The following is a 23,258-nucleotide window of genomic DNA, read 5'->3' as shown; positions in this document are numbered from 1 at the left end:
CGCCTTTCATTGAGCAATAGCATCAATACTTATTGAGCTTTGAGCAAATGGAAATAATGGGGCGCGCATTGCGTGCCCGCTGGACGCTTAACGGGAGACGCCTGACGCCGTGTTAGGTTTTTCAGCGTCTCCCGGCGCGTAGCGCCTAAAGCGTCTCCCGTACTCAATCCTGATACCTGAACTGATAAGCATCGTTGCGAAAGGTCTGGCGCAGCTGATGCAGCGTTTCATCCTCCAGCGGGATGCGATGCGTCTCGCCCAGTCGCACCTGGCCTGAGGCAGCACCCGACTGGTAATTGACCCACACCGGAGTGCCCTGACCTTCGTCCAGGTCGGCGCGCACCAGATTTTTCAGTCGTGCCAGGAAGTCGGCCGTCTCCGCCTCGGTGACGGTAAATTCGATGCCGCGGATCAGTTCCTGGCGCGCCTGGGACAGGCTATACAGTTTCTGCGCCCTAACTCTCGCCCGTTCAGCGTAGTCGTCCCAGCCGACTTCCGCCTCCACGATAATGACTTCATCTGCCTGCAACAGATCGCGATAACGCTGGTAATCCTCGCCAAAGAGCGTCATCTCGACCCGGCCGGTGCGATCATCCAGTGTCACAATCGCCATGGTATCGCCGCGCTGAGTCTGACGGGTGCGCACTCCGAGCACCAGCCCGGCCAGGGTTTTGGTGCTTTTGCGCATACGGCGTAATTCATCGGGTGAGACGTTCAGCTCACCCAGACGCATGGAAGCGATACGATCCACCTCGGCTTCGTACTCATCAATGGGGTGGCCGGTCAAATACAGACCCAAGGTATCTTTCTCGCCCGCCAGACGCTGCTTGATGGAATGCTGCAACACGCCGCTGTAGGGCTCGTACGGATCACCCTGCACTTCCGCCTGGATTTCGCCGAACATATCGACCATACCCGCCGCTTCATTGCTGGCTGCTTGCTCAGCGGTGCGCACGGCGTCTTCCATGGCTTCGAGCATGATGGCGCGATGCGGCGCCAGCTTGTCCAGAGCACCGGCTTTGATCAGCGCTTCAATGCAGCGTTTATTGACCTTGCGGCTGTCAACGCGCTGGCAGAAATCGAACAGATCAGTAAATGGTCCGTCGGCGCGTGCGGCGACAATGGCTTCAACCGGGCCTTCGCCAACGCCCTTGATGGCGCCCAGGCCGTAGATAATCTGGTCGTCGTCATTGACGGTAAACATATAGGCGCCAGCGTTAACGTCTGGCGGCAGTACATCGATGCCCAGCTGGCGGCAATCTTCGATAAAGATCACCACCTTGTCGGTATTGTCCAATTCCGATGACATCGTCGCCGCCATAAAGGCCGCCGGGTAATGCGCCTTCAGCCACAGTGTCTGGTAGGAAACCAGGGCGTAAGCAGCGGAGTGCGATTTGTTAAAACCGTAGCCGGCAAATTTTTCCACCAGATCAAAAATCTTCGTCGCCAGGTCGGCATCGACACCCTTGTCAGCCGCGCCCTTGGCGAAAATCTCGCGCTGCTTGGCCATCTCTTCGGGTTTTTTCTTACCCATGGCACGGCGCAGCAGGTCAGCGCCGCCGAGGGTATAGCCGGCCAACACCTGGGCGATCTGCATCACCTGTTCCTGATACAGAATGATGCCGTAGGTCGGCGCCAGGATTTCTTTCAGCCACTGATGCTGGTACTGCGGATCCGGGTAGGAAACTTCCTCGCGGCCGTGCTTGCGGTTGATGAAGTTGTCCACCATGCCCGACTGGAGCGGGCCGGGGCGGAACAGGGCCACCAGGGCGATCATGTCGTCCAGGCAGTCCGGCTGCAGCCGACGGATCAGGTCTTTCATACCGCGCGATTCAAGCTGGAAGACGGCGGTCGTCTTGGCCTGCTTGAGCAGATCGAAGGATTCTTCATCGGCCAGCGGAATGCTGTTGATGTCGATCGGTGCTTTGCCTTCGGCTTCAAGGCGCGGATTGATGATCTTCAGCGCCCAATCGATGATGGTGAGCGTACGCAAACCCAGAAAGTCGAACTTGACCAGACCGGCTTCTTCAACGTCATTTTTGTCGTACTGGGTCACCAGACCAGTGCCGTCCGGTTCACACAGCAGCGGTGAAAAATCGGTCAGCTTGGTTGGGGCGATCACCACACCACCAGCGTGCTTACCGGTCTGGCGGGTAATACCTTCGAGCTTGAGCGCCATCTCCCAGATTTCGCCGGCTTCTTCGTCATCGGCGATAAATTCTTTCAGTTCGGCCACTTCATCGAGTGCTTTTTGCAGCGTCATGCCCGGGTCGGCGGGAATCATCTTGGAAATACGGTCGGCCAGGCCATAAGCCTTGCCTTGCACCCGGGCGACGTCGCGCACCACAGCTTTGGCGGCCATGGTGCCGAAGGTGACGATTTGCGATACCGCCTGACGGCCGTAACGATCGGCCACGTACTGAATCACCCGGTCGCGTTTTTCCATGCAGAAGTCGACGTCGAAGTCGGGCATGGACACCCGTTCCGGGTTGAGGAAACGTTCGAACAGCAGGTCGTATTCAATCGGGTCCAGATCGGTAATATCGAGCGAATAGGCCACTAATGAACCCGCGCCCGAACCCCGACCCGGGCCCACGGGAATATCGTGTTCTTTGGCCCAGCGGATAAAGTCCATAACGATCAGGAAGTAGCCGGGGAAGCCCATCTGAATGATGATGTCGAGTTCGAATTCCAGCCGATCGGTGTATTCCTTCTTACGCGCATCGCGGTCGGCGGTGCCGTCGGGCAGGATGGTTTTCAGGCGGTTTTCCAGGCCGTCGAAGCTGAGCTGACGGAAGTACTCATCCATCGTCATGCCATCGGGAATCGGATATTCCGGCAGGAAGTATTCACCCAGTTTGACCGTGGTCGAGCAACGCTCAGCGATGCGCACTGAGTTGTCGATGGCTTCCGGGATGTCCTTAAACAACTCGGCCATCTCGGCGGCGCTTTTCAGATACTGCTGATCGGAATAACGGCGCTGCCGTTTCGGATCGTCCAGAACCACGCCATCGTTAATGCTGACGCGCGCTTCGTGGGCGTCGAAATCGTCCTCGGTCAGGAACATCACATCGTTGGTCGCCACCACCGGAATGCCCAGCTCACGCGCCACCAGCAGGCTGCCCTGGACCAGGGTTTCATCCTGATCGCGGCCGGTACGCTGCAATTCCATGTAGTAGCGATCGCCAAAGGCCTGCAGCCAGCGACCGGCCAACTCACGCGCATAATCGGCTTTGCCTCGGCTGAGGGCGTCGCCCACATCGCCATGGCGGGCGCCACTGAGCAGCACCAGACCGGCGTTCTTTTCCAGCAACCAGTCGATCTTGACCTGAGCCATATCGTGTAACTGGTTTTGTTGATAACCCGCCGAAATCAGCTCGGTCAGGTTGCGGTAGCCTTCGGGATTGACCGACAGCACGGTCATCAAAAACGGAGCCTGCTCATCGGCCGGGTTTTCCACCCACAGATCGGCACCCAGGATGGGTTTGACACCGGAACCCAGGGCCGCGCCGTAGAACTTCACCAGGCCGAAAAAATTGCTGATGTCGGTCATGGCCACCGCGCCCATACCGGCGCTTGCGGTCGCCTTGACCAGTTCTTTGGGGCGGATCAGCCCATCGATCAGCGAATAGTCGGTGTGTACTCGAAGGTGGACAAATTGCGGAGCCACGTTGCTCTCCAATGGTTAGATGGTGTCAATGATGAGCGGTGTTACGTATTGCTGTTGCGTGCCAGGACCCGCTGTACCGGCGCGTAGCTGCGGCGGTGTTGATCGATTGCGCCATGTTCGGCCAGTGCCGCCAGATGCTCGGCGGTCGGATAGCCTTTATGGCGAGCAAAGCCATACTGGGGAAAGCGTCGGTCCAGTTCAACCAGTTCCTGATCGCGCTGAACTTTGGCCAGAATCGAGGCCGCACCGATGGCTTCAACCTTGCCATCGCCGCCGACAATGGCTTCCGCCGGACAGGGCAAACCGGTGGGCAGACGGTTGCCATCGATCTGACAAAATTCCGGCACCACGGCCAGACCCGCCACCGCGCGGCGCATTGCCAACAGGCTGGCTTGCAGAATATTCAACCGGTCGATTTCCGCCACACTGGCGCGAGCAACACACCAGGCCAAGGCTTGAGCCTTAATCTGTTCGGCCAGGGCTTCGCGTCGCCTGGCGGTTAATTTTTTCGAATCGGCCAGGCCGATGATGGGCTGCTCAGGGTCGAGAATAACGGCGGCGGCAACAACATCGCCTGCCAGGGGACCCCGGCCGACCTCATCGACACCGGCGACGCGCTGCATGCCGGCTTCGAAAACAAAGCCGCCCTGCGTCATTGCGCAGCCGCCGCACCAGCCACCGCCAACACGGCTTCGGCTGCCCGTTCATCGGCATTGCGCGCCAATTGACGATGCAAAAAGGTGGCGCGCTGTTCGAATTGGGCACGGTAATCGGCGTTATCGAGAATCTCGATCAGATCCTCACAGAGCCGCTCAACAGTAGCGTCGTATTGCAATCGCTCCGGCACCCAGTCGGCCTGCGCCAGCACGTTGGGCAAGGACGCCCAGCGACTGGTCGCCAGGGCTTTGACGATACGGTGGGTGATTACATTCAGCCGGTACGCTACCACCATCGGCCGTTTCAGCAGCATGGCTTCCAACGCCGCGGTACCGGAGGCCAACAGCACACCATCAGCGGCCGCCATCACGGTATCGGACTGGCCGTCGATCAAATCGATATGCAGGCCATTGCCATGACTCAACACCGCCTTTTCAATCTGTTCCCGGCGATGCTCGTTGGCGGCGGGAATCAGCACCCGCACTGGTCCGGTGCGATGCTGTAATTCGGTCGCCGCCTGTAAAAACAGTGGCGCCAGACGACTGACTTCGGAACCGCGACTGCCCGGCAACACCGCCAGACAACGTTCGCCTTCGGGAATACCCAGGGTCTGACGAGCCGCTTTTTGGTCAGGCTCCAGCGGCAAACTGTCCGCCAGCGTATGACCAACAAAGGTCACTGGAACGTCATGCTCGCGGTAGAAATCGGCTTCGAAGGGAAACAGCGTCAGCATGTGATCGACTGAGGCCCGGATCTTCTTCACCCGACCCTGGCGCCAGGCCCAGACTGAGGGCGACACATAATGAACAGCGCGAATGCCGGCTTCACGCAGTTGTCGCTCCAGACCCAGGTTAAAATCGGGCGCGTCGATACCGACGAAGACATCCGGCTTCCAGTGCAGACACCAGTCCCGATAGCGGGCGCGGATGCGAAACAGTTCGCGCAACCGGCCCAGCACTTCGGTCAGACCCATAACCGACAAACGTTCCATCGGCACTCGGCTGTCCAGCCCTTCGGCGATCATACGCGGACCGCCGATACCGGCAAATTCAATATTGGGATGCTGTTTGCGCAGCGCTTTCATCAGGCCGGCGCCGAGAATATCACCGCTGGCTTCACCGGCCAGCAACGCAACACGCAGCTTGGTCGGTTTGTTCGCAGTGGCCATCAACGCAAAATGCCTCGGGTCGCCGTCGCTATGCTGTCGATAAAAGGTTGGATTTCCGGATGCTCTGCCGCCTGGGGTTCAAGCACCACCAAGGCATCTTTGACCGTCCGGCCTTCGCGATACACCGTCTTATAAGCCCGGCGCAAGGCACTGATCGCCGACGCGCTGAAACCACGGCGGCGCAGGCCCTCCAGATTCATACCGTGAGGCGCAGCGGGATTACCCTGTACCATCAAATAGGCGGGAACGTCTTTGACCAGAGTGGTGCCGGCGCCCAGGAAGGCGTGCGCGCCAATATGACAAAACTGATGAATGCCACAGTTACCACCCAAGATGGCGTGATCACCCACATGCACATGACCGGCCAATTGAGTGCCGTTAGCGACGATGACGTGATCACCCATAATGACGTCGTGCGCCACATGGCTGTAGGCCATTAACAAACAGTTGCTGCCGACCCGGGTTTCACCCTGATCCTGAACGGTGCCGCGATGCAGCGTTACGCCTTCACGAATGGTGTTGTTGTCACCGACGATCAGCTTAGTCGGCTCCCCCTGGTATTTCAGGTCCTGACAGGCTTCACCGACACTGGCGAACTGAAAAATGCGGTTACCACGGCCGATTACCGTCGGTCCCTGGACCACCACATGCGGGCCAATCCAGGTGTCCGCACCGATTTCAACATCGGCGCCAATAACCGAATAAGGGCCGACCTCGACGCCCTCACCCAGGCGCGCCGACGGGTCAACGATGGCAGTAGGATGAATCACGAGCTTTGCTTCCGTTCTGCACAGACAATGTCGGCGGTGGCGGCCAACTGACCATCGACTTCAGCGCGACACTCAAAGCGGAAGATGCCGCGTCGCTGGGAGACCAGTGTGGAATGCAGCTCAAGCCGATCGCCCGGTACCACCTGACGTTTGAACTTGACATTATCCAGCCCGGCAAACAAATACAAATAGCCATCTGCCGGACGATTACCACTGGTCGCAAAGCCCAATATCGCCGACAACTGCGCCAGTGCCTCGCAAATCATCACCCCTGGGAAAATAGCCTGACCGGGAAAGTGACCGTTAAATACTTCTTCATTACCCGAAACGTTCTTATAGCCCTGGGCGCTCTCGCCCGCGACCAGGTCCGTCACCCGGTCAACCAGCAGGAAAGGATAGCGATGCGGCAGGTAGGTTTTAATGGCCTCATGATCCAGGGGTAACGACAGCGTCATTCGGAGTCCTCTTCATCGGCGGCCGATGCCGCCTGTTGTTCCAATTTTTTCAAGCGTTGTTCAAGTTTATCGAGCTTCTGCAAACGCACCACTGTCCGCCGCCATTCGGTATTGGGCTGCAGCGGCCAACCAGAAGAATAGACGCCCGGTTCGGTGGGCGCTTTGGTCACCATCGACTGACCGGTGAAATGCGTTCCCGGCAGTACTTTAATGTGACCATTGACGCCTGTCTGACCACCAATGGTGCAACCCGCGCCGACTTCGGTGCTGCCAGCCACACCCGATTGACTGACCATGGCCACGCCCTGACCCAGATGGACGTTATGACCAATCTGCACCAGATTATCGATGATCACATCGTCATCAATGCGGGTGTCATCAATAGCGCCGCGGTCTACGGTGCAGTTGGAACCGATGTCGACACGATCACCAATGACCACGCTGCCAAGCTGAGCAATACGCTCCCAGCCTGGTGCAGCCGGGGCAAAACCAAAGCCATCGCCACCGAGCACCGTGCCGGAATGAATGCGGCAATCGGCCCCCAGGGTCACGCCATAATGCACAGTCACCCTGGGCATTAAACGCGTCCGTTGACCAATGACCACACCCGCGCCGAGATAACAGCCGGCGCCAATCACCGCGCCGTCCGCGATCCGACAACCGGCCTCAACGACAGCCTGAGCGCCAATACTGACGCCCGCGCCCAGCTGCACATCGTCCGCCACAACCGCGCTGGGATGAACGCCGTCAAACGCCGCCGGTTCCTGGGAAAATTCGCGCGACGCCCGGGCATAAGCACGATAAGGATCGTCAACGATCAATACCGCAGCGCTGGCCGGCGCATCAGCCTGTACCGATGCTGACAGCAGAATCGCCGTGGCACCACAAGTCGACAACTGACGCCGATATTTGGCCGAGGACAAGAAGGTCAAGTGCCCCTCGCCGGCTTTATCGAGTGGCGCCGGGCCCGACAGCGGCTGATCCCAAAGCGCCTCATCGCCGCCCAGCTGGGCACCCAGCAGTTGCGCCAGTGACCGCGCACTGTGCATCAGTTTGCGCCACCTTGTTCAGCCACCAGACTGTTAAACTCGTCCAGCACCGCTTCGGTGATGTCCAGCGAATTACGATGGTAAATCACCGCACCTTTATCCAGGATCAGGTCGTATTGATCGCCAACCACGCTTTCGACCGCCTGAGCCAGCACTGGCTGATACTGACGAATAAAAGCACTGCGACGTTCGTTCTGAACCTGTTGCAGCTGGCGCACCAGTTGCTCACGTTCACGCAGCCGGTTTTGCAGGTCTGACTGCAAACGCGAACGCTCATCATCCGTCATCACTTCGGCATCGGTGCGGGCCTGACTCTGCAACTGTCGGATCGACTGTTCCAGTGTCTGCACCTGCTGTTCTTCTTCGGCAAATTCCTGCTTCAACGCAGCACTGGCCTGTTGCGCCACCTGGCTGTTGAACAGCACGTATTCCTGATCCAGCAGGGCAATTTCAGCAGCCAGCGCCGGTGCTCCAACCAGCGACAGCGCACAGAATGCAGCCAGGACGAGCCGGCGGGTACTCGGATACAGCGCCTTGATTCGATTCAATTTCACATCGACTCCCGTTTTTCCGGTGAATGTTTTTCGCTCTAAAGTCCGCTCAGTATGCCAGACCAATGGTAAAGGCAAAGTTCCGTTCCTGATCGCCATCCTGAGCGTTCAACGGCCAGGCATAACTAAAGCTCAACGGCGCCAGCGGCGTAATCCAGGTCAAATCGAAACCGGCCGCGTAACGCATCTCGCTCAGATCAACGCCTTCCGTACAACTGGTATTGTCAAAGCGGCAGTGATCGGTGAAGACGTTGCCGCCATCGATAAATAATGACGCCCGGAAGGTCGACTGATCTTCCACCAGAGGCATGGGCACCAACAGCTCAGCGCCGTACTCGACCTGGATGTTACCGCCAATCGGATCGGCATCATCACCCAGGGTTTGCGGAGTTCCCAAAGGCCCCAGTGAATTGGGTTGATAACCGCGAATGGACCGTACGCCACCTGAGTAGAAATTCTTGTAGAACGGCAGCTGGCTGGACTCACCGTAACCACCGCCGTAACCCAGGTCGGTATGCAGGCGAAAGCTGTACTGGTCGTTGATCGGGAAGTACTGCTCCGCAGCCGCCGTCAAACGATAGTAGGTCAAATCACCCAAGGGTGTGGCCACTTCACTGGCCAGCGTCATTTGTCGACCCCGGGTCGCTTTGAAAGTACCGTTCAGGCTGTTGTATACCCAGGACAGTCGAGCATCGACGATGTCGTAAGTGCCCGGATTATTGTCTTTAAAGTCGGTCAGTTCCCGCGGCGCGGTATCACTGACAAAGAGCTCATCCTGACTGTAGCCCAGAGCGTAATTAACGCGCTGGTTTTCAGCGATCGGATAACCCAGCGTCAAACGGCCACCGAAGCTATTGGTTGCATAGGTATCGAAGGTGGCGTTGCTGAAGTCGGTACGGCGATAGAACAAATTGATACCACGGCTGACGCCATTAACCGTGAAGTACGGATCTTCAAATGACAGGTTATACAGCTGCTGACTTTCGTTTACCGTCACCGACGCTGAAAAATCGTAGCCTTTGCCCTGGAAATTTTTCTGGTCAATGCGTGCTTCGGCAAAAATACCACTGGCATCGGAAAAACCGATCGAACCGGTAATTTGCGAATTGGTGGTCTCTTCCACTTCGACGATTAAATCCACCAGATCATCGCGGCCACTGACCCGCCGGGTATTGATATTGACCGAGCTGAAGTAACCCAGCCGCTCCAGCCGTGAGCGTGACTGCCGGATATTACGATTGATCACCAGACCGCGTTCCAACTGACGTAATTCACGGCGAATCACTTCATCATTAGTCGCCGTATTGCCGCGAATTTCGATGCGGTTCACGTACACCGGCTGCCCCGGATTCACCTGCAGATTAACCGCGACGGTCAACGCATCGCGGTCCGGTTCCAATTGCGGTCGCACCTCGGCAAAAGCATAGCCGCGCTCACCCAGCGTATCGGTAATGGCGCTATTGATATTCGCCACAGCCAGGCGTGAATAGGTATCACCCGGCTCGGCCGTCACCAAGGCTTGCAGTTCATCGTCCAGGCCAACCAGATCACCGGTCAGCTCCATGCTCGACAAGGTATAGCGTTCGCCTTCGTGGACGTTATACACCAGGGTGATGGCGGATTTATTATCGGCGATGGAAACCTGAGTGGATTCCAGCCGGAAGTCGAGATAACCGCGATCGAGGTAATAGTTTTCCAGACGCGATTCATCGCCGGTCAGCTGTGCCTGACCAAAGCGATTGCGGCGGGCAATAAACTGGAATGGATAGCGCGTTGAACTGGTTTCGCGCATCTGTAAGGCGTCGAGCAATTCTGCATCGGTGAAGACGCTGTTACCGGTGATTTCAATATGATCGACCTTGGCCACCGGCCCTTCGCTGATATCCAGCTCAATATCGACGCGGTTCAGCGACAGCGGCGTTACCACCAGATCGACACTGGCGTTGTAGCGGCCTTGCAAGCTGTACTGGCGCTCCAGTTCCAGTTCGATGCCCTCGAGCAACGACTGGCTGTAAATTTCGCCTTCATCCAGCCCGACATTCTCCATGACTCGTTCGAGCGCGTCGGTCGGAATGGTTTTGTTGCCGGAAAACTCAACACTGTGAATGGCGGGGCGTTCGGTCAGATCGAAGATCAGTTCATCGCCTTCACGCGACACCCGGGCATCGTTGAAATAACCGGTATCGTTGATGGCTCGCAGCCAATCGGCGGCGTTATCGGTGTCGACCCGGTCGCCTTCCTGTATGGGTAAGGCCTGCAGTACCGAACCCAGGGAGACCCGTTGCAAACCATTGATGGTGATGGCAGATAACTCAAAAGGGGCGGCAACAGCGCCGACACTCAACAGCATGGTGGTCAGTGCTACCCCGGCTGATCTCATAACAACTCTCAAACGATTACCCCTAGTGCCATCACATTCAGCCCAAACGGCCGAGATCATTAACAAATGCCAGCATCATCAGTCCCAATACCAGCAACAAACCCAGCTGCGAACCAATCATTTGCACGCGTTCGGACAAAGGCCGACCGCGTAACCATTCAATGCTGTAAAAAAGAATATGGCCGCCATCAAGCACCGGGATCGGCAACAGATTCACCACGCCCAAACTGATGCTGATAAAGGCCAGAAAACGCACGAAACTTTCCAGGCCACCCTGAACCGAATCGCCCGCCATTTGCGCCATGGAAATCGGTCCACCAATCTGCTGCACCGAAACCAGACCGCTGAGCATTTTACCCAACATTGCAAAGCTCAGGTGCACCATTTCCCAGGTGTCCTGCAAGCCGAGCCAGACACCGGTCCAAGGCGCCACCCGAAACGTCAGCAGACGATCTTCGGGCCACTCCACCGGCGCCGCAGCGGTACCGATAAAACCCTGAGTCTGGCCGTTGACCTCACGCTCGTTTGGCGTCAGCGTCAAGTGCAGCGGCTGACCGTCGCGGATCAGTTCCACGCTCAGATCGAGCCCGCCATTGGGCTGGATCACTGCCACCCAGTCCAGCCAATTTTCGATGACTTGACCATCCACCGCGACGATGCGATCGCCGCTTTGCAGACCGGCAGCAGCACCGGCTCCATCGGCGAAGACCTCACCGATAATCGCCGGTGTTTCAGGTCGATCCGGATAGAGTCCCAAATTCCCCAACGGGTTGGGTTCGGATTCCGACGCCAGCCAACGCTCCACCGGAATGGAACGCGAAGCACTGGAGCCATCGGCCTGCTCAACCTGAAAGTTCAGAGCACCGCTATCGCCAACCCGACGCGCCAACGCCAGGCTGATACCCCGCCAGGAATCGACACTCTGAGTATCGATGGCGGTAATGCGATCACCCTCAACGAAACCGGCCGCAGCCGCAGGCGAATTCGGCGCCGGCGCTTCGACATAAGAAGCCAATTCGCGCACACCCAGGCTGTACAACAGCGCGAAGGCGATGATGGCGAACAAGAAATTCGCCGCCGGTCCAGCTGACGCCACGGCAATACGTTGCAGCGGCGTTTTGGTGTTAAACGCCTGATCACGTTGCGCCGGATCGACCGGTGCCTCACGCTCATCGAGCATTTTCACGTAGCCGCCCAGGGGTATCCAGGCGATGGCAAATTCAGTGCCGTGGCGATCGTACCAACGCAGCAACGGCCGACCAAAACCGATGGAAAAACGCAGCACTTTGATGCCGTTGCGACGCGCCACCCAGAAGTGGCCGTATTCATGCACCGTCACCAGAATGCCCAGCGCCAGCAGAATGCCCAGCACAGAGTTCAACAAGGTCATACGCCCATCTCCTTGATCACCGTGGCGGCAACTTGTCGTGCCTGGCGATCAACATCCAGCAATTGCTCGACCGAGCTCACCGCTGTGCTGCCCAGCCGATCCATGGTTTGCTCATTAATGCGGGCGAGGTCAGTAAAGCGCAAACGCTCATCGAGAAACGCCGCCACACTGATTTCGTTGGCCGCATTCAATACGGCTGGCAAGGTGCCACCAGCCGCTATGGCCTCTTCGGCCAGACGCAGACAGGGAAAGCGTTCGCGATCGGGCTGATCAAAGGTCAGCTTCAAGCTGGGGTCGAACGCCAACGGCTCACTGCCACTGGCAATGCGCTCGGGATAGCCCAGACCAAAGGCGATCGGCGTGCGCATATCCGGTGTACCCAGTTGCGCAATGACCGAACCGTCCAGATAGCGCACCATCGAATGGATAATGCTTTCCGGATGAATTACCACTTCAACATCGGCAGGCGTCAGACCGAACAGCCAACAGGCTTCGATCAACTCCAGACCTTTGTTCATCAGCGAAGCGGAATCGACCGAAATCTTGGCGCCCATCGACCAGTTGGGATGCGCCACCGCCTGCGCTGGCGTCATCTGCGCCAGCTGGTTCGCAGGGGTATTCAGGAAAGGACCACCGGAGGCCGTCAACAAGACAGAGGACACGCCCTGGCGGCGATGTTCGGATGGCAGGCATTGAAAAATTGCGTTGTGTTCGCTGTCGATCGGCAGCAGTTGCGCACCCGACTCAGCCACGGCACGCATCAGCAAATCGCCCGCCACGACCAGACTTTCTTTATTGGCCAGCAGCAAGCGTTTACCGGCACGAGCCGCCGCCAACGAGGACATCAGGCCGGCAGAACCGACGATGGCAGCCATCACCACATCGACGTCAGGTGAAGCAGCTACTTCAGCCAAGGCTGCTTCGCCGACCAGAACCTCAGTAGTGACTGAGCCAAGTAAGTCCAGCAACTGGCGACGCGCCGCTTCGTCTGGCACCACCACCCAGCGTGGCTTAAACGCTCGGGCCTGCTGCGCCAAGCGGTCAATATTGCGATGCCCGCTGATCGCCGCCAGCTCAAAACGATCCGGATGACGCCCAATCACATCCAGCGTATTGACGCCCACCGAACCGGTGGCGCCTAACACACAAACACGTTGCGGGCGCGTCGGGTTCATACCGAAATCACCACCAGCAAGAGACAGAACAGCGGGGTTGCCGCACACAGACTGTCGATGCGATCGAGCACACCGCCATGACCGGGCAGCAATTGCGAAGAATCTTTAATACCGCGGTAACGCTTGAGCAAACTTTCCAGCAGATCGCCCAACACCGAGATGGCCACCAGCAAGGCACTGACCAGCACCAAGGCCGCCCACTGCATGGCATTCAATGGCGGTAGAAAGTTCAGCGCCACCACCACCGAGACCAGAATTGACGTCGCCATACCGCCATAGACGCCGGCCCAGGTTTTACCGGGACTGACGTTCGGGGCCAGTTTGCGGTTACCAAAAGCACGGCCGGCAAAATATGCGCCGACGTCCGCACCCCAAACCAAGAGCATCAGCCAGGTCAATACCAGCGCATCGTCGGGACGGACTTTCAAGACATTAAGGCCCAGCCAAAACGGCACCAACACCGGTACGCCCATCAACAGACGAACCCAGCGGCGGCGGATGACGGTCTGACTGCCGGGATAGGTCAGCACCAACAGCAGCGCCAGCAACCACCAGATCACAGCGGCAACCATCAGCGCCTGCCAACTGATCTGAGCGCTCAGCCGCCACCAGTCAACCGCCAGCAAAATGGCGGCGCCGGCAATGGCCACGGTCAGGCGAGTGGTGGTGCGGCTGTAACCCGCCAGATTAGCCCACTCCCAGGCAGCCAAGACGACGATGAGTCCGATGAACAGGGAAAAGTAATCAGCCGGCAGCAAATAAATGCCAGCCAGCATCAGCGGGGCCAGTACCAGAGAGGTAATCAGGCGTTGTATAAACATAATCAGGAACTCAGCGTCTGCTCCAGTTGCTCGTCGGTGCGACCGTAACGTCGTACCCGACCGGCATAGCTGGCAAAAGCCCGCTGCAGTGATTCTTGGTTGAAATCCGGCCAAAACTCGGGCGTGAAATAGAATTCCGTATAGGCAAACTGCCACAACAAGAAATTGGAAATGCGTTGCTCGCCGGCGGTACGAATGCACAGATCCGGCGGCGGCAAATCACCCAGAGCAACTCGCGCCTGCAGGCTTGCTTCGGTCACGTCTGCCGGTGTTAACCGACCTTCAGCGACATCCTCAGCCAGACTTCGTGCGGCCTGGGTAATATCCCAGTGGCCGCCATAGTTCGCCGCGACCGCCAGCGTCATACCGGTGTTGTCGGCGGTCAGTTGCTCAGCAGCAACAATCGCTTTCTGGATGGCCGCGCTGAATCGGCTGGTGTCGCCGATAATACGCAAACGCAGATTATTCTTGTGCAGCTTCTTCACTTCCCGGTTCAGCGCCATCAGGAACAGATCCATCAGGGCGTTGACTTCTTCCGTCGGCCGTCGCCAGTTTTCCGAACTGAAAGCGTACAGAGTGAGTACTTCCACGCCCGCCCGCGCCGAGGCTTCCACCACGGTACGAACGGATTTCACGCCCGCCTTATGACCCGATATTCCACCCAGCAGTCGCTTTTTTGCCCAACGATTATTGCCATCCATGATAATGGCCAGGTGGCGGGGAATGCTCTGCTCTCCCTGATCTTGGGCAGTGGTCATAGGCGATCCATAGTTCGGTTCGTGTCCGGCGCCTTCCCGACGCAACGGACTCCTGACGATTTTGGCATACTGGTCAAACAACCAGCGTCACTCAGGGACTGAAAAAACTAAAGGCAACATGGCTTTGCCATGCTGCCTCCCCTCTCTTGCTTGAGAACGGTTTTAGACCGTAATCAACTCTTGCTCTTTTTCTTCTAAATGCTTTTCGACCATGGCGATGGCTTTGTCGGTCAACTTCTGAACGTCGTCTTCAGCATTGCGACCTTCGTCTTCCGACAGTTCTTTTTCCTTCACCAGATCTTTGATGGTGGCATTGGCGTCGCGGCGTCCATTGCGAATAGACACCCGGGCTTTTTCGGCCTCTGCACGCGCCACCTTGATCATGTCTTTGCGCGTCTCTTCGGTCAGCGCTGGCATAACGACACGAATCTTGTCACCGGAGGTGGCCGGGTTCAAACCCAGGTCTGCCTTCATGATGGCCTTTTCGATTTCCGGCACCATGTTTTTTTCCCACGGCACGATGGCCAGGGTACGACCGTCTTCGACGGTGATATTGGCAACCTGTTGCAGCGGTGTATCGACACCATAATAGCTGACGCTCAAGGCGTCGAAGATGGACGGGTTGGCCCGGCCGGTACGGATGCGGTTGAAGCCTTCGTCCAAAGCGACCAGGGCTCTTTTGTTATGCGCTTCCGTTTCCTTCTTAATGTCTTCGATCATGCAGTAATGTCCTCTGCCATGAGCGTACCCTCATTGCCGCCGACCATCAGCGACACCAAGGCTCCTGGCTTGTTCATGTTGAATACCCGAACCGGCATATTATGATCCCGCACCAGGCAGACAGCCGTCAAATCCATCACACCCAGCTGTTTTTCCAGCGCTTCGTCGTAGCTCAGGCGATCGTATTTTACCGCATCCGGAACGGTTCGGGGATCGGCACTGTATACACCATCCACATTGGTGGCTTTCAGCACCAGATCGGCCTCGACTTCAATGCCGCGCAAGCAGGCGGCTGAGTCGGTGGTAAAGAAGGGGTTGCCGGTGCCGGCGGAGAAGATAACCACGTCACCCTGCGTCAGATAGCGGATAGCGCTGCGCCGGTCATAGTGCTCGACAATGCCCGACATGGGAATGGCCGACATCACCCGGCTGCGGATATTGGAGCGTTCCAGCGCATCGCGCATCGCCAGGGCGTTCATCACCGTGGCCAGCATACCCATATGATCGCCGGTTACCCGGTCCAGGCCGGCTTCATGCAACGCCTTGCCACGGAACAGATTACCGCCGCCGATCACCAGACCCACCTGGACGCCGATACCCACCAGCTGACCGATTTCCAGCGCCATGCGGTCGAGCACTTTCGGGTCGATACCAAAACCCTGCTCACCGGACAGGGCTTCACCACTGAGTTTGAGCAGGATGCGTTTATAACGAGGGTGGGAATCTTTGGTCGGCATGGCAACTCGTCCTTTGGGAAAATGAATGAGCTCGCATTGAGCAGCCCAAATTCAGCCAGTGCAGTATAGCGATCGGGTTGCGTAAAGGCAGTGACCTCGTCGATGTCTGCACCGGACAAAAAAAAGGGCAGTCAAGCTGCCCTTTTTTACTTAGCTGCCCTTGGCAGCGGCGGCGACTTCAGCGGCGAAGTCGACTTCCTCTTTCTCGATGCCCTCGCCCACTTCCAGACGAGTGAAAGCGGTCAAGGTGGCGCCAGCGTTCTTAACCAGGTTACCGACCTTGGTATCCGGGTCTTTCACGAACGGCTGTTCCAGCAAGGAGATTTCAGCAACGAATTTCTTCAGACGACCGCCAACCATCTTCTCGATGATTTCAGCCGGCTTGCCAGAATTCTCAGCCTGGGCAGCAACCACTTCTTTTTCGCGCTCGAGCACTTCCTGAGGAACGTCGTCAGCAGAAACATACTGAGGATTGATGGCAGCAATATGCATTGCCACATCACGGCCCAGTTCTTCGTTACCGCCTTCCATTTCAACAGCAACGCCGATACGGCCGCCGTGAACGTAGGTGGCAACGGTTTTGCCGGCGCCACCAATCAGGAAAGCACGACGCACGTCGATCTTCTCACCGATTTTCTGCACCAGCGCTTCACGCTCAGCTTCCAGGCCAGACGCCATCAGCACAGCGATGTCGGTCTGCTTGTCAGCCATCGCCTGGTCAGCGACCTTGTTGGCGAAGTTCAGGAAGTTGTCATCGCGAGCCACGAAGTCAGTTTCGCAGTTCACTTCCAGCAGCAGCGCTTGGCTGTTGTCGGCAGATTGACGGGTGATGATCACGCCTTCAGCCGCAGTACGGCCGGCTTTTTTGGCCGCTTTCAGACCAGAGGCCTTGCGCAGGTTGTCGATCGCCGCTTCGATGTTGCCATCGGCTTCAACCAGGGCCTTCTTACATTCCATCATGCCCAGGCCAGTGCGCTCACGCAGTTCCTTTACCTGGGCCGCAGTAATAGTAGCCATGTTCATTTCCTCGAGGTTCGGTTCAATTCGATAGTGACAGCGGCCGATGACCACCCGGTGACCGGGCTAACAAAAAGGGGCCGTGGCCCCTTTGTCGTGCGGCCGCTGCCTGTGCTGCTTACTCGGCAGCGGGTTCGTCAGTGGCTTCTTCAGCAACTTCAACAAACTCATCCGCTTCGGTCGCGTTGGCAGCACGCGCTTCGAGAATGGCATCAGCAACAGAGCTGGCGTAGATCTCGATGGCGCGGATGGCGTCGTCGTTACCCGGGATGACGATGTCGACACCGTCCGGGTTGGAGTTGGTATCGACCACACCGATAACCGGAATACCCAGCTTGTTGGCTTCCTGAATAGCGATGCGCTCGTGATCGACGTCAATAACGAACAGAGCATCCGGCAGGCCGCCCATGTCCTTGATACCGCCGATGGTTTTTTCCAGCTTCTCGATCTCACGCTCACGCATCAGACGTTCTTTCTTGGTCAGCTGTTCAAAAGTGCCGTCACCACGCTGAGTTTCCAGTTCACGCAAACGCTTGATGGAAACACGGATGGTTTTGTAGTTGGTCAGCATACCGCCGAGCCAACGGTGTACCACATAAGGCATACCGGCACGGGACGCTTGTTCACGCACGATGTTGCTGGCAGAACGCTTGGTGCCAACGAACAGAATCTTGTTCTTGCCACCAGCCATTTGGCCGATACGGGCCAGAGCGGAGTTCAACGCCGGAACAGTGTGCTCCAGGTTGATGATGTGGATCTTGTTGCGGGCACCAAAGATGTATTTGCCCATCTTCGGGTTCCAGTAACGGGTCTGGTGACCGAAGTGTACGCCTGCTTTGAGCAGGTCACGCATAGAAACAGTAGCCATATTGTCCTCACTGTTCGGGTTAGGCCTCCACACGCCCCATGATCCAACCTCCGTCCGTTCAGACAAAGGCACCCGGAATCATGTGCCGGCGCATGTGAGAGTTAGGATTCACCAGCGGTTGTCCACTGGCAGTAAACCCGGACTGTCCATCAGGCAGCCCAGAGCGGCGCGCTTTATACCACAGCGAGCCGGTGAACTCAACGCTGAGCGGCGCCAGGCGCATCTGGCAACCGTTCGGCTTTATGTCACAAGGCTGCAACCTGCACTCAAAATCGGTAAACTAGCGCGCTACGAATCACCATCTGCTTGAGACCCCCATGGCTGTAACCATCAAGACCGCTGAGGAAATTGAAAAGATGCGCGTCGCCGGCCGCCTGGCCGCCGAGGTGCTGGAGATGATCGGCGAGCACGTCAAACCCGGTGTCAGCACCGGTGAGCTCGACCGCCTCTGCCACAACTATATTGTCGATGTACAAAAGGCGATTCCAGCGCCGCTGAACTACGGTAATCCGCCCTTTCCCAAATCAGTCTGTACTTCGGTCAACCACGTTATCTGTCACGGTATTCCCAGCGACGACAAGATCCTCAAGAAAGGCGACATTGTTAATATCGACGTCACCGTCATTAAAGATGGCTATCACGGCGATACCAGCAAAATGTATTTCGTCGGTGAAGCCCCGGCGCACCTGGAGCGTCTGGTGCGGGTGACTCAGGAATGCCTGTATAAAGGTATCGAGTTGGTCAAGCCCGGTACGCGTCTGGGCGACATCGGTCACGTCATCCAGCAGCACGCCGAAAGCAATTATTACTCAGTGGTGCGCGAATACTGCGGCCATGGCATTGGCGCGGTGTTCCATGAAGATCCGCAGGTACTGCATTACGGCAAGCCCGGCACCGGCCTGGAACTGAAAGAAGGCATGACCTTCACCATCGAACCGATGATCAACGCCGGCAAACCGCAGTCCAAGGTGCTCGGTGATCAATGGACCGTGGTCACCAAAGACCGCAAAGCCTCGGCGCAGTGGGAGCATACCCTGCTGGTCACCGCCACCGGTGTTGAGGTACTCACCAAGCGCACTGAAGAAACCTTCTGAGATCAGGCTCCGGCCGTCCGGCCGGGCCACGTCTGCCGGCCAGGGCCGGTTTTCCTGTGGGACGAATGATGACGCTGAGCGAATACGCTGACACCGATCTGGTCGATATCGACGGCTTGCGCCAGGCGCTGGCCGAGCAGCCGCCCATTCCGGTTTTGCGCCAGGCGCTGGACGACCTGCAACAACGCCTCGATAAACGCTTCGATCATGGTGAACCCATTCGCAGCCTGGTGTTCGGCCGCGCCTGGGCGCTGGATCAGATTCTGCACACCGCCTGGCAACAGTTCGACTGGCAACGCCCGGATGATCTGGCACTGATCGCCGTCGGTGGCTATGGCCGTGGCGAACTGCTGCCCAAGTCTGACATCGATTTATTGCTGTTGTTCAGTGATGAAGCCTGCATCGACGCCAACGTCGAATCGATTCAGTCCTTCCTCACCCTGATGTGGGATCTCAAACTCGACATCGGCCACTCGGTGCGCACCATCGACGCCTGCCGCGACGAAGCCGAAGGCGATGTCACCGTCACCACCAATTTAATGGAAACCCGCACCCTGGCGGGCAACACCGGCTTGCGGTTAAAGGTCAGCGCGCTGATCAGCCCGGCGCACATCTGGCCGAGCGAAGCTTTCTATAAAGCCAAGATCAACGAGCAAACCAACCGCCACCAGAAATATCACGAAACCGAATACAACCTTGAGCCCAACGTAAAAGCCGGCCCCGGAGGTCTGCGTGATATCCAGACGGTCGCCTGGGTCGCCAAACGCTATTTTGGCGATACCGATTTAAGCGAACTGGTTGAGCGCGGTTTTCTCACCGACGCTGAATACCAGGGTTTACTCGAAGGTCAGGATTATCTGTGGCGCATCCGTTATGCGTTACACCGTTTCAGCGGCCGCGAAGAAGACCGCCTGTTGTTCGACTTGCAAGAAAAGGTCGCCGAACAATTCGGTTACCGCGACCGCGATGGTCAGTTGGCGGTCGAACATCTGATGCAGGATTACTTCCGCCAGGTATTCCGGCTGCGCGCACTGAACATCATGCTGTTGCAGCATTTCGACGAAACCATTCTCGGCGCCGAGGACGACGACCAGGTCATTCCCATCAACAGCCGTTTTCAGGTGCGCGGCGGTTATATCGAAACCCACGATGAAACGGTGTTTATCCGCACACCGTCAGCGCTGATGGAAGTCTTCGTACTGTGCGCCCAGCGCCCGGAAATCAAAGGCATTCGGGCGGCGACGCTTAGGCAGATTTTCGCCAACCGTCACCGCATCGACGGCAAGTTCCGCCAGGATTTGCGCAACATCACCTTCTTTATGGAACTGATGCGCAGCCCGGCCGGCGTATCGACCAACCTGATGCGCATGAACCAGTACGGCGTGCTCGGTCTCTATTTGCCGGAGTTCGGCCGCATCGTCGGGCAGATGCAGTACGATCTGTTTCACGTCTACACCGTCGATGCCCACTCGCTGCTTACCATCCGCAACCTGCGCCGTTTCCGCCACGCCAACAACACCGTCCAGTTTCCCATCGCCACCAAGATCATTCACCAGTTGCCCAAGGTGGAACTGGCCTATGTGGCGGCGCTCTATCACGACATCGGCAAAGGCCGCGGCAGCGATCACTCCATCGAAGGTGCCGACGAAGTGCAGCGTTTTGCGCGCCGTCATCGCCTCACCGGCTGGGAATCCGAGTTGGTCGTCTGGCTGGTGCGCAACCATTTATTGATGTCGATGACGGCTCAGCGCGAGGACATTTCTGATCCCGAAGTGATCAACCACTTCGCCCAGCAGGTCAGCGATCTGCACCGCTTGAATTATCTCTACGTGCTGACCGTCGCCGACATCTACGCCACCAATCCCAACCTGTGGAATTCGTGGCGCGCTTCCTTGTTGAAAAAACTCTACAACGAAACGCTGCGCGCTTTGCGTCGCGGTTTGGAAAACCCGGTCAATAAAGAAGAGCGTATCGAGGAAGTGAAAAACGGCGCCCTGGCTTTATTGCGCGACGATGGCTATTCAGAACGCGAAATTCTCGAACTCTGGGACAATCCGGGCGACGATTATTTCTTGCGCGAATCGGCCGAAAATATCGCCTGGCACACGCGCGCCATTGCCAACCACGGCCTCAATGTACCGCTGGTATTGATTCGCGAAACCGACGCCGAAGGCTACGCCGGCGCCACCCAGATTTTTATCTACGCACCGGACCGGCCGCACCTTTTTGCCGACATCGCCGCCTGCCTTGATCAATTGGAACTCGACATTCAGGACGCGCGCATCATGACGTCCTCGTCCTCCGATTTCAGTCTCGATACTTTTATCGTGCTCGATGAAGACGGCCACAGCATCGGCAATAACCCGGAACGGCTGCGCGACATTCAACGCCGTCTGTTGCTTGCCATTCAGGATCCGGAAGAAACCGCCACGCCGAATCGGCGGCTGTCGCGCCGGCTTAAGCATTTCGCCATGCCACCGCAGATCACCGTCAGCAACGACCCGGCCAATCAGCGCACCGTGGTGGAAATCATCACCTCCGACCGCCCGGGTTTGTTGGCCGATATCGGTCGCGCCTTTAAACGGCTCGATCTGCGCATGCAAAGCGCACGCATTTCGACGCTCGGTGAGCGCGTCGAAGACGTTTTCTTCGTCGTCGATCGCGACGACGAACCGCTGCACGAATCGCGTTTGGTCGAGAACCTGCAACGCACCCTAGAAGCCATCATCGTGGAAGGACAAAGCGAATGAACAGCCGGATGGCGCGTCTGCATCCCTACCCCTTTGAGAAACTCAAAACACTGACGGCCGATATTCAACCGGCCGATCTGCCCGCCGTGCTTTGGGGCATTGGCGAACCCAAGCACGCCGCGCCCGCCTTTTTAGCCGAACAACTGCACGCCAACCTGGCTGGATTTTCGGTCTATCCGGCCACCGCCGGTTTGCCGCAACTGCGTCAGGCCATTGCCGATTGGTGTCAGCGTCGTTATGCATTACAAGACACTGAATTAAGCGCCGACAAAAATGTTCTTCCGGTTACCGGCACCCGCGAAGCACTGTTCTCGGTGGTGCAGGCTTTATTCGATGCCGACTCATCAAAAAACCAAGTCTGGATGCCGAATCCCTTCTACCAGATCTATGAAGGTGCGGCTTTCCTCGCCGGCGGCGAGCCGCGCTATTTACCCTGCACGGCAGACACGGGTTACCAACCCGATTTCGACGCGCTCAGCGATGCCGACTGGGATAACTGCCAACTGCTGTTTATCTGCAACCCGGGCAACCCGTCCGGCCGTTTGATCGAACTCGATCAACTGCGCGCCCTGGTCAAAAAAGCCCGCGCGCACGACGTTATTCTGGTCAGCGATGAGTGTTATTCGGAACTCTATCGCGATGAAAACAATCCGCCGCCGGGGCTGTTGCAAGCGGCCAGCCTGGAAGGTGGTTTCAAAAACTGTCTGGTGTTTCACAGCCTGAGCAAACGCTCCAATCTGCCCGGTTTACGTTCGGGTTTTGTCGCCGGTGATGCCGACTTATTAGCGACCTTTTTGCGTTATCGCACCTACCACGGCTGCGCCATGCCGTTACCGACTCAGCACGTTTCCATTGCCGCCTGGAACGATGAAAGCCACGTTGTTGAAAACCGGTTGCTGTACAACCAGAAGTATCAGGCCGTGCAGCAGATTCTCGGTGACAAAATGCCGGTGGACATCCCCGACGCCAGCTTTTACCTTTGGCCCAACCTGGAAACCGACGACGAGCAGATCGCGCGTTTGTGGCTGGAAAAAGCCAACATCCATGTGTTGCCCGGCCAATATCTGTCGCGCCAGGTCGACGGCATCAACCCCGGTTATGGCCATATACGTATTGCGCTGGTCGCCGAGTTGGATGCCTGTATCGAAGCGGCCGAACGGCTGCGACCTCTGCTCTGAATTCAATTGACTAACGACGACTGCCAACCCGACAACAGCCTTATGGGGCG

At 57.5% G+C, this 23,258-nt stretch carries 19 protein-coding genes; 3 read left to right on the top strand and 16 right to left on the bottom strand.

The window, feature by feature from the left end:
- Positions 1 to 163: 163 nt before the first annotated feature.
- The 16 genes from dnaE to rpsB all read right to left on the bottom strand — a co-directional run bounded on the left by dnaE (position 164) and on the right by rpsB (position 18,186).
- Positions 164 to 3,670 (bottom strand): DNA polymerase III subunit alpha, encoded by a 3,507-nt coding sequence (gene dnaE / locus ACXAE6_RS11435; protein WP_475147806.1) that lies wholly within the window; start codon positions 3,668 to 3,670, stop codon positions 164 to 166.
- Between the two features lie 41 nt (positions 3,671 to 3,711).
- Positions 3,712 to 4,326, bottom strand: coding sequence for a ribonuclease HII (gene rnhB / locus ACXAE6_RS11430; protein ID WP_475147803.1), 615 nt, complete (start codon positions 4,324 to 4,326; stop codon positions 3,712 to 3,714).
- Entirely contained in the window at positions 4,323 to 5,495 is a 1,173-nt protein-coding gene (lpxB, locus tag ACXAE6_RS11425) for a lipid-A-disaccharide synthase (protein ID WP_475147800.1), read from the bottom strand. The genes rnhB and lpxB overlap by 4 nt, the downstream gene beginning before the upstream one ends.
- Positions 5,495 to 6,265, bottom strand: coding sequence for an acyl-ACP--UDP-N-acetylglucosamine O-acyltransferase (gene lpxA / locus ACXAE6_RS11420; protein WP_475147798.1), 771 nt, complete (start codon positions 6,263 to 6,265; stop codon positions 5,495 to 5,497). The genes lpxB and lpxA overlap by 1 nt, the downstream gene beginning before the upstream one ends.
- A complete protein-coding gene (gene fabZ, locus ACXAE6_RS11415; RefSeq protein ID WP_475147795.1) occupies positions 6,262 to 6,720 on the bottom strand; it encodes a 3-hydroxyacyl-ACP dehydratase FabZ in 459 nt (152 codons plus the stop codon). The genes lpxA and fabZ overlap by 4 nt, the downstream gene beginning before the upstream one ends.
- Positions 6,717 to 7,769, bottom strand: coding sequence for a UDP-3-O-(3-hydroxymyristoyl)glucosamine N-acyltransferase (gene lpxD, locus ACXAE6_RS11410; RefSeq protein WP_475147791.1), 1,053 nt, complete (start codon positions 7,767 to 7,769; stop codon positions 6,717 to 6,719). Before lpxD ends, fabZ begins: the two co-directional genes overlap by 4 nt.
- Complete coding sequence (locus tag ACXAE6_RS11405) at positions 7,769 to 8,323, bottom strand: OmpH/Skp family outer membrane protein (protein WP_475147786.1); 555 nt, start codon at positions 8,321 to 8,323, stop codon at positions 7,769 to 7,771. The genes lpxD and ACXAE6_RS11405 overlap by 1 nt, the downstream gene beginning before the upstream one ends.
- A gap of 46 nt (positions 8,324 to 8,369) precedes the next feature.
- Positions 8,370 to 10,700 carry an outer membrane protein assembly factor BamA gene (gene bamA, locus ACXAE6_RS11400; protein ID WP_475147781.1) on the bottom strand — a complete coding sequence of 777 codons (2,331 nt, stop codon included), beginning with the start codon at positions 10,698 to 10,700 and terminating at the stop codon, positions 8,370 to 8,372.
- 37 nt (positions 10,701 to 10,737) lie between these two features.
- Positions 10,738 to 12,090 (bottom strand): RIP metalloprotease RseP, encoded by a 1,353-nt coding sequence (rseP, locus tag ACXAE6_RS11395; RefSeq protein ID WP_475147775.1) that lies wholly within the window; start codon positions 12,088 to 12,090, stop codon positions 10,738 to 10,740.
- On the bottom strand, positions 12,087 to 13,265 hold the full coding sequence (gene ispC / locus ACXAE6_RS11390; protein WP_475147772.1) for a 1-deoxy-D-xylulose-5-phosphate reductoisomerase: 1,179 nt from the start codon (positions 13,263 to 13,265) through the stop codon (positions 12,087 to 12,089). Before ispC ends, rseP begins: the two co-directional genes overlap by 4 nt.
- Entirely contained in the window at positions 13,262 to 14,086 is an 825-nt protein-coding gene (locus ACXAE6_RS11385; protein ID WP_475147769.1) for a phosphatidate cytidylyltransferase, read from the bottom strand. Before ACXAE6_RS11385 ends, ispC begins: the two co-directional genes overlap by 4 nt.
- Positions 14,087 to 14,088: 2 nt before the next feature.
- The gene (uppS, locus tag ACXAE6_RS11380) at positions 14,089 to 14,844 is read right to left on the bottom strand and encodes a polyprenyl diphosphate synthase (protein ID WP_475147766.1); all 756 of its coding nucleotides are present in this window, start codon (positions 14,842 to 14,844) and stop codon (positions 14,089 to 14,091) included.
- Between the two features lie 162 nt (positions 14,845 to 15,006).
- Complete coding sequence (frr, locus tag ACXAE6_RS11375; protein WP_475147761.1) at positions 15,007 to 15,564, bottom strand: ribosome recycling factor; 558 nt, start codon at positions 15,562 to 15,564, stop codon at positions 15,007 to 15,009.
- Positions 15,561 to 16,301, bottom strand: coding sequence for a UMP kinase (gene pyrH / locus ACXAE6_RS11370; RefSeq protein ID WP_392803082.1), 741 nt, complete (start codon positions 16,299 to 16,301; stop codon positions 15,561 to 15,563). Before pyrH ends, frr begins: the two co-directional genes overlap by 4 nt.
- A 150-nt stretch (positions 16,302 to 16,451) precedes the next feature.
- Positions 16,452 to 17,318 carry a translation elongation factor Ts gene (gene tsf / locus ACXAE6_RS11365; protein WP_475147752.1) on the bottom strand — a complete coding sequence of 289 codons (867 nt, stop codon included), beginning with the start codon at positions 17,316 to 17,318 and terminating at the stop codon, positions 16,452 to 16,454.
- 118 nt (positions 17,319 to 17,436) lie between these two features.
- Positions 17,437 to 18,186 (bottom strand): 30S ribosomal protein S2, encoded by a 750-nt coding sequence (gene rpsB / locus ACXAE6_RS11360; RefSeq protein ID WP_392803087.1) that lies wholly within the window; start codon positions 18,184 to 18,186, stop codon positions 17,437 to 17,439.
- Positions 18,187 to 18,503: 317 nt separating this feature from the next.
- On the opposite strand from rpsB, the gene map reads away from it, so the two are divergent.
- From map to dapC, 3 genes are all read left to right on the top strand, one after another.
- Positions 18,504 to 19,280, top strand: coding sequence for a type I methionyl aminopeptidase (map, locus tag ACXAE6_RS11355; RefSeq protein WP_392803089.1), 777 nt, complete (start codon positions 18,504 to 18,506; stop codon positions 19,278 to 19,280).
- A gap of 68 nt (positions 19,281 to 19,348) precedes the next feature.
- Complete coding sequence (gene glnD, locus ACXAE6_RS11350; protein WP_475147743.1) at positions 19,349 to 22,030, top strand: [protein-PII] uridylyltransferase; 2,682 nt, start codon at positions 19,349 to 19,351, stop codon at positions 22,028 to 22,030.
- Positions 22,027 to 23,208: a succinyldiaminopimelate transaminase gene (gene dapC / locus ACXAE6_RS11345; RefSeq protein ID WP_475147738.1), complete on the top strand. Its 1,182-nt coding sequence runs from the start codon at positions 22,027 to 22,029 to the stop codon at positions 23,206 to 23,208. Before glnD ends, dapC begins: the two co-directional genes overlap by 4 nt.
- Positions 23,209 to 23,258 lie beyond the last annotated feature (50 nt).

The organism is Saccharospirillum sp. ABV4_185, assembly GCF_056159245.1.
This window is presented reverse-complemented; position numbering and strand designations above follow the sequence as displayed.

Excerpts from the sequence above, each read along its gene's own strand:
- glnD (WP_475147743.1), top strand. The coding sequence starts at position 19,349 with ATGACGCTGAGCGAATACGCTGACACCGATCTGGTCGATATCGACGGC.
- lpxB (WP_475147800.1), bottom strand. The coding sequence starts at position 5,495 with ATGGCCACTGCGAACAAACCGACCAAGCTGCGTGTTGCGTTGCTGGCC.
- tsf (WP_475147752.1), bottom strand. The coding sequence starts at position 17,318 with ATGGCTACTATTACTGCGGCCCAGGTAAAGGAACTGCGTGAGCGCACT.
- lpxD (WP_475147791.1), bottom strand. The coding sequence starts at position 7,769 with ATGCACAGTGCGCGGTCACTGGCGCAACTGCTGGGTGCCCAGCTGGGC.
- fabZ (WP_475147795.1), bottom strand. The coding sequence starts at position 6,720 with ATGACGCTGTCGTTACCCCTGGATCATGAGGCCATTAAAACCTACCTG.
- rseP (WP_475147775.1), bottom strand. The coding sequence starts at position 12,090 with ATGACCTTGTTGAACTCTGTGCTGGGCATTCTGCTGGCGCTGGGCATT.
- pyrH (WP_392803082.1), bottom strand. The coding sequence starts at position 16,301 with ATGCCGACCAAAGATTCCCACCCTCGTTATAAACGCATCCTGCTCAAA.
- rpsB (WP_392803087.1), bottom strand. The coding sequence starts at position 18,186 with ATGGCTACTGTTTCTATGCGTGACCTGCTCAAAGCAGGCGTACACTTC.
- rnhB (WP_475147803.1), bottom strand. The coding sequence starts at position 4,326 with ATGACGCAGGGCGGCTTTGTTTTCGAAGCCGGCATGCAGCGCGTCGCC.
- ispC (WP_475147772.1), bottom strand. The coding sequence starts at position 13,265 with ATGAACCCGACGCGCCCGCAACGTGTTTGTGTGTTAGGCGCCACCGGT.
- dapC (WP_475147738.1), top strand. The coding sequence starts at position 22,027 with ATGAACAGCCGGATGGCGCGTCTGCATCCCTACCCCTTTGAGAAACTC.
- map (WP_392803089.1), top strand. The coding sequence starts at position 18,504 with ATGGCTGTAACCATCAAGACCGCTGAGGAAATTGAAAAGATGCGCGTC.
- uppS (WP_475147766.1), bottom strand. The coding sequence starts at position 14,844 with ATGACCACTGCCCAAGATCAGGGAGAGCAGAGCATTCCCCGCCACCTG.
- bamA (WP_475147781.1), bottom strand. The coding sequence starts at position 10,700 with ATGAGATCAGCCGGGGTAGCACTGACCACCATGCTGTTGAGTGTCGGC.
- frr (WP_475147761.1), bottom strand. The coding sequence starts at position 15,564 with ATGATCGAAGACATTAAGAAGGAAACGGAAGCGCATAACAAAAGAGCC.
- ACXAE6_RS11385 (WP_475147769.1), bottom strand. The coding sequence starts at position 14,086 with ATGTTTATACAACGCCTGATTACCTCTCTGGTACTGGCCCCGCTGATG.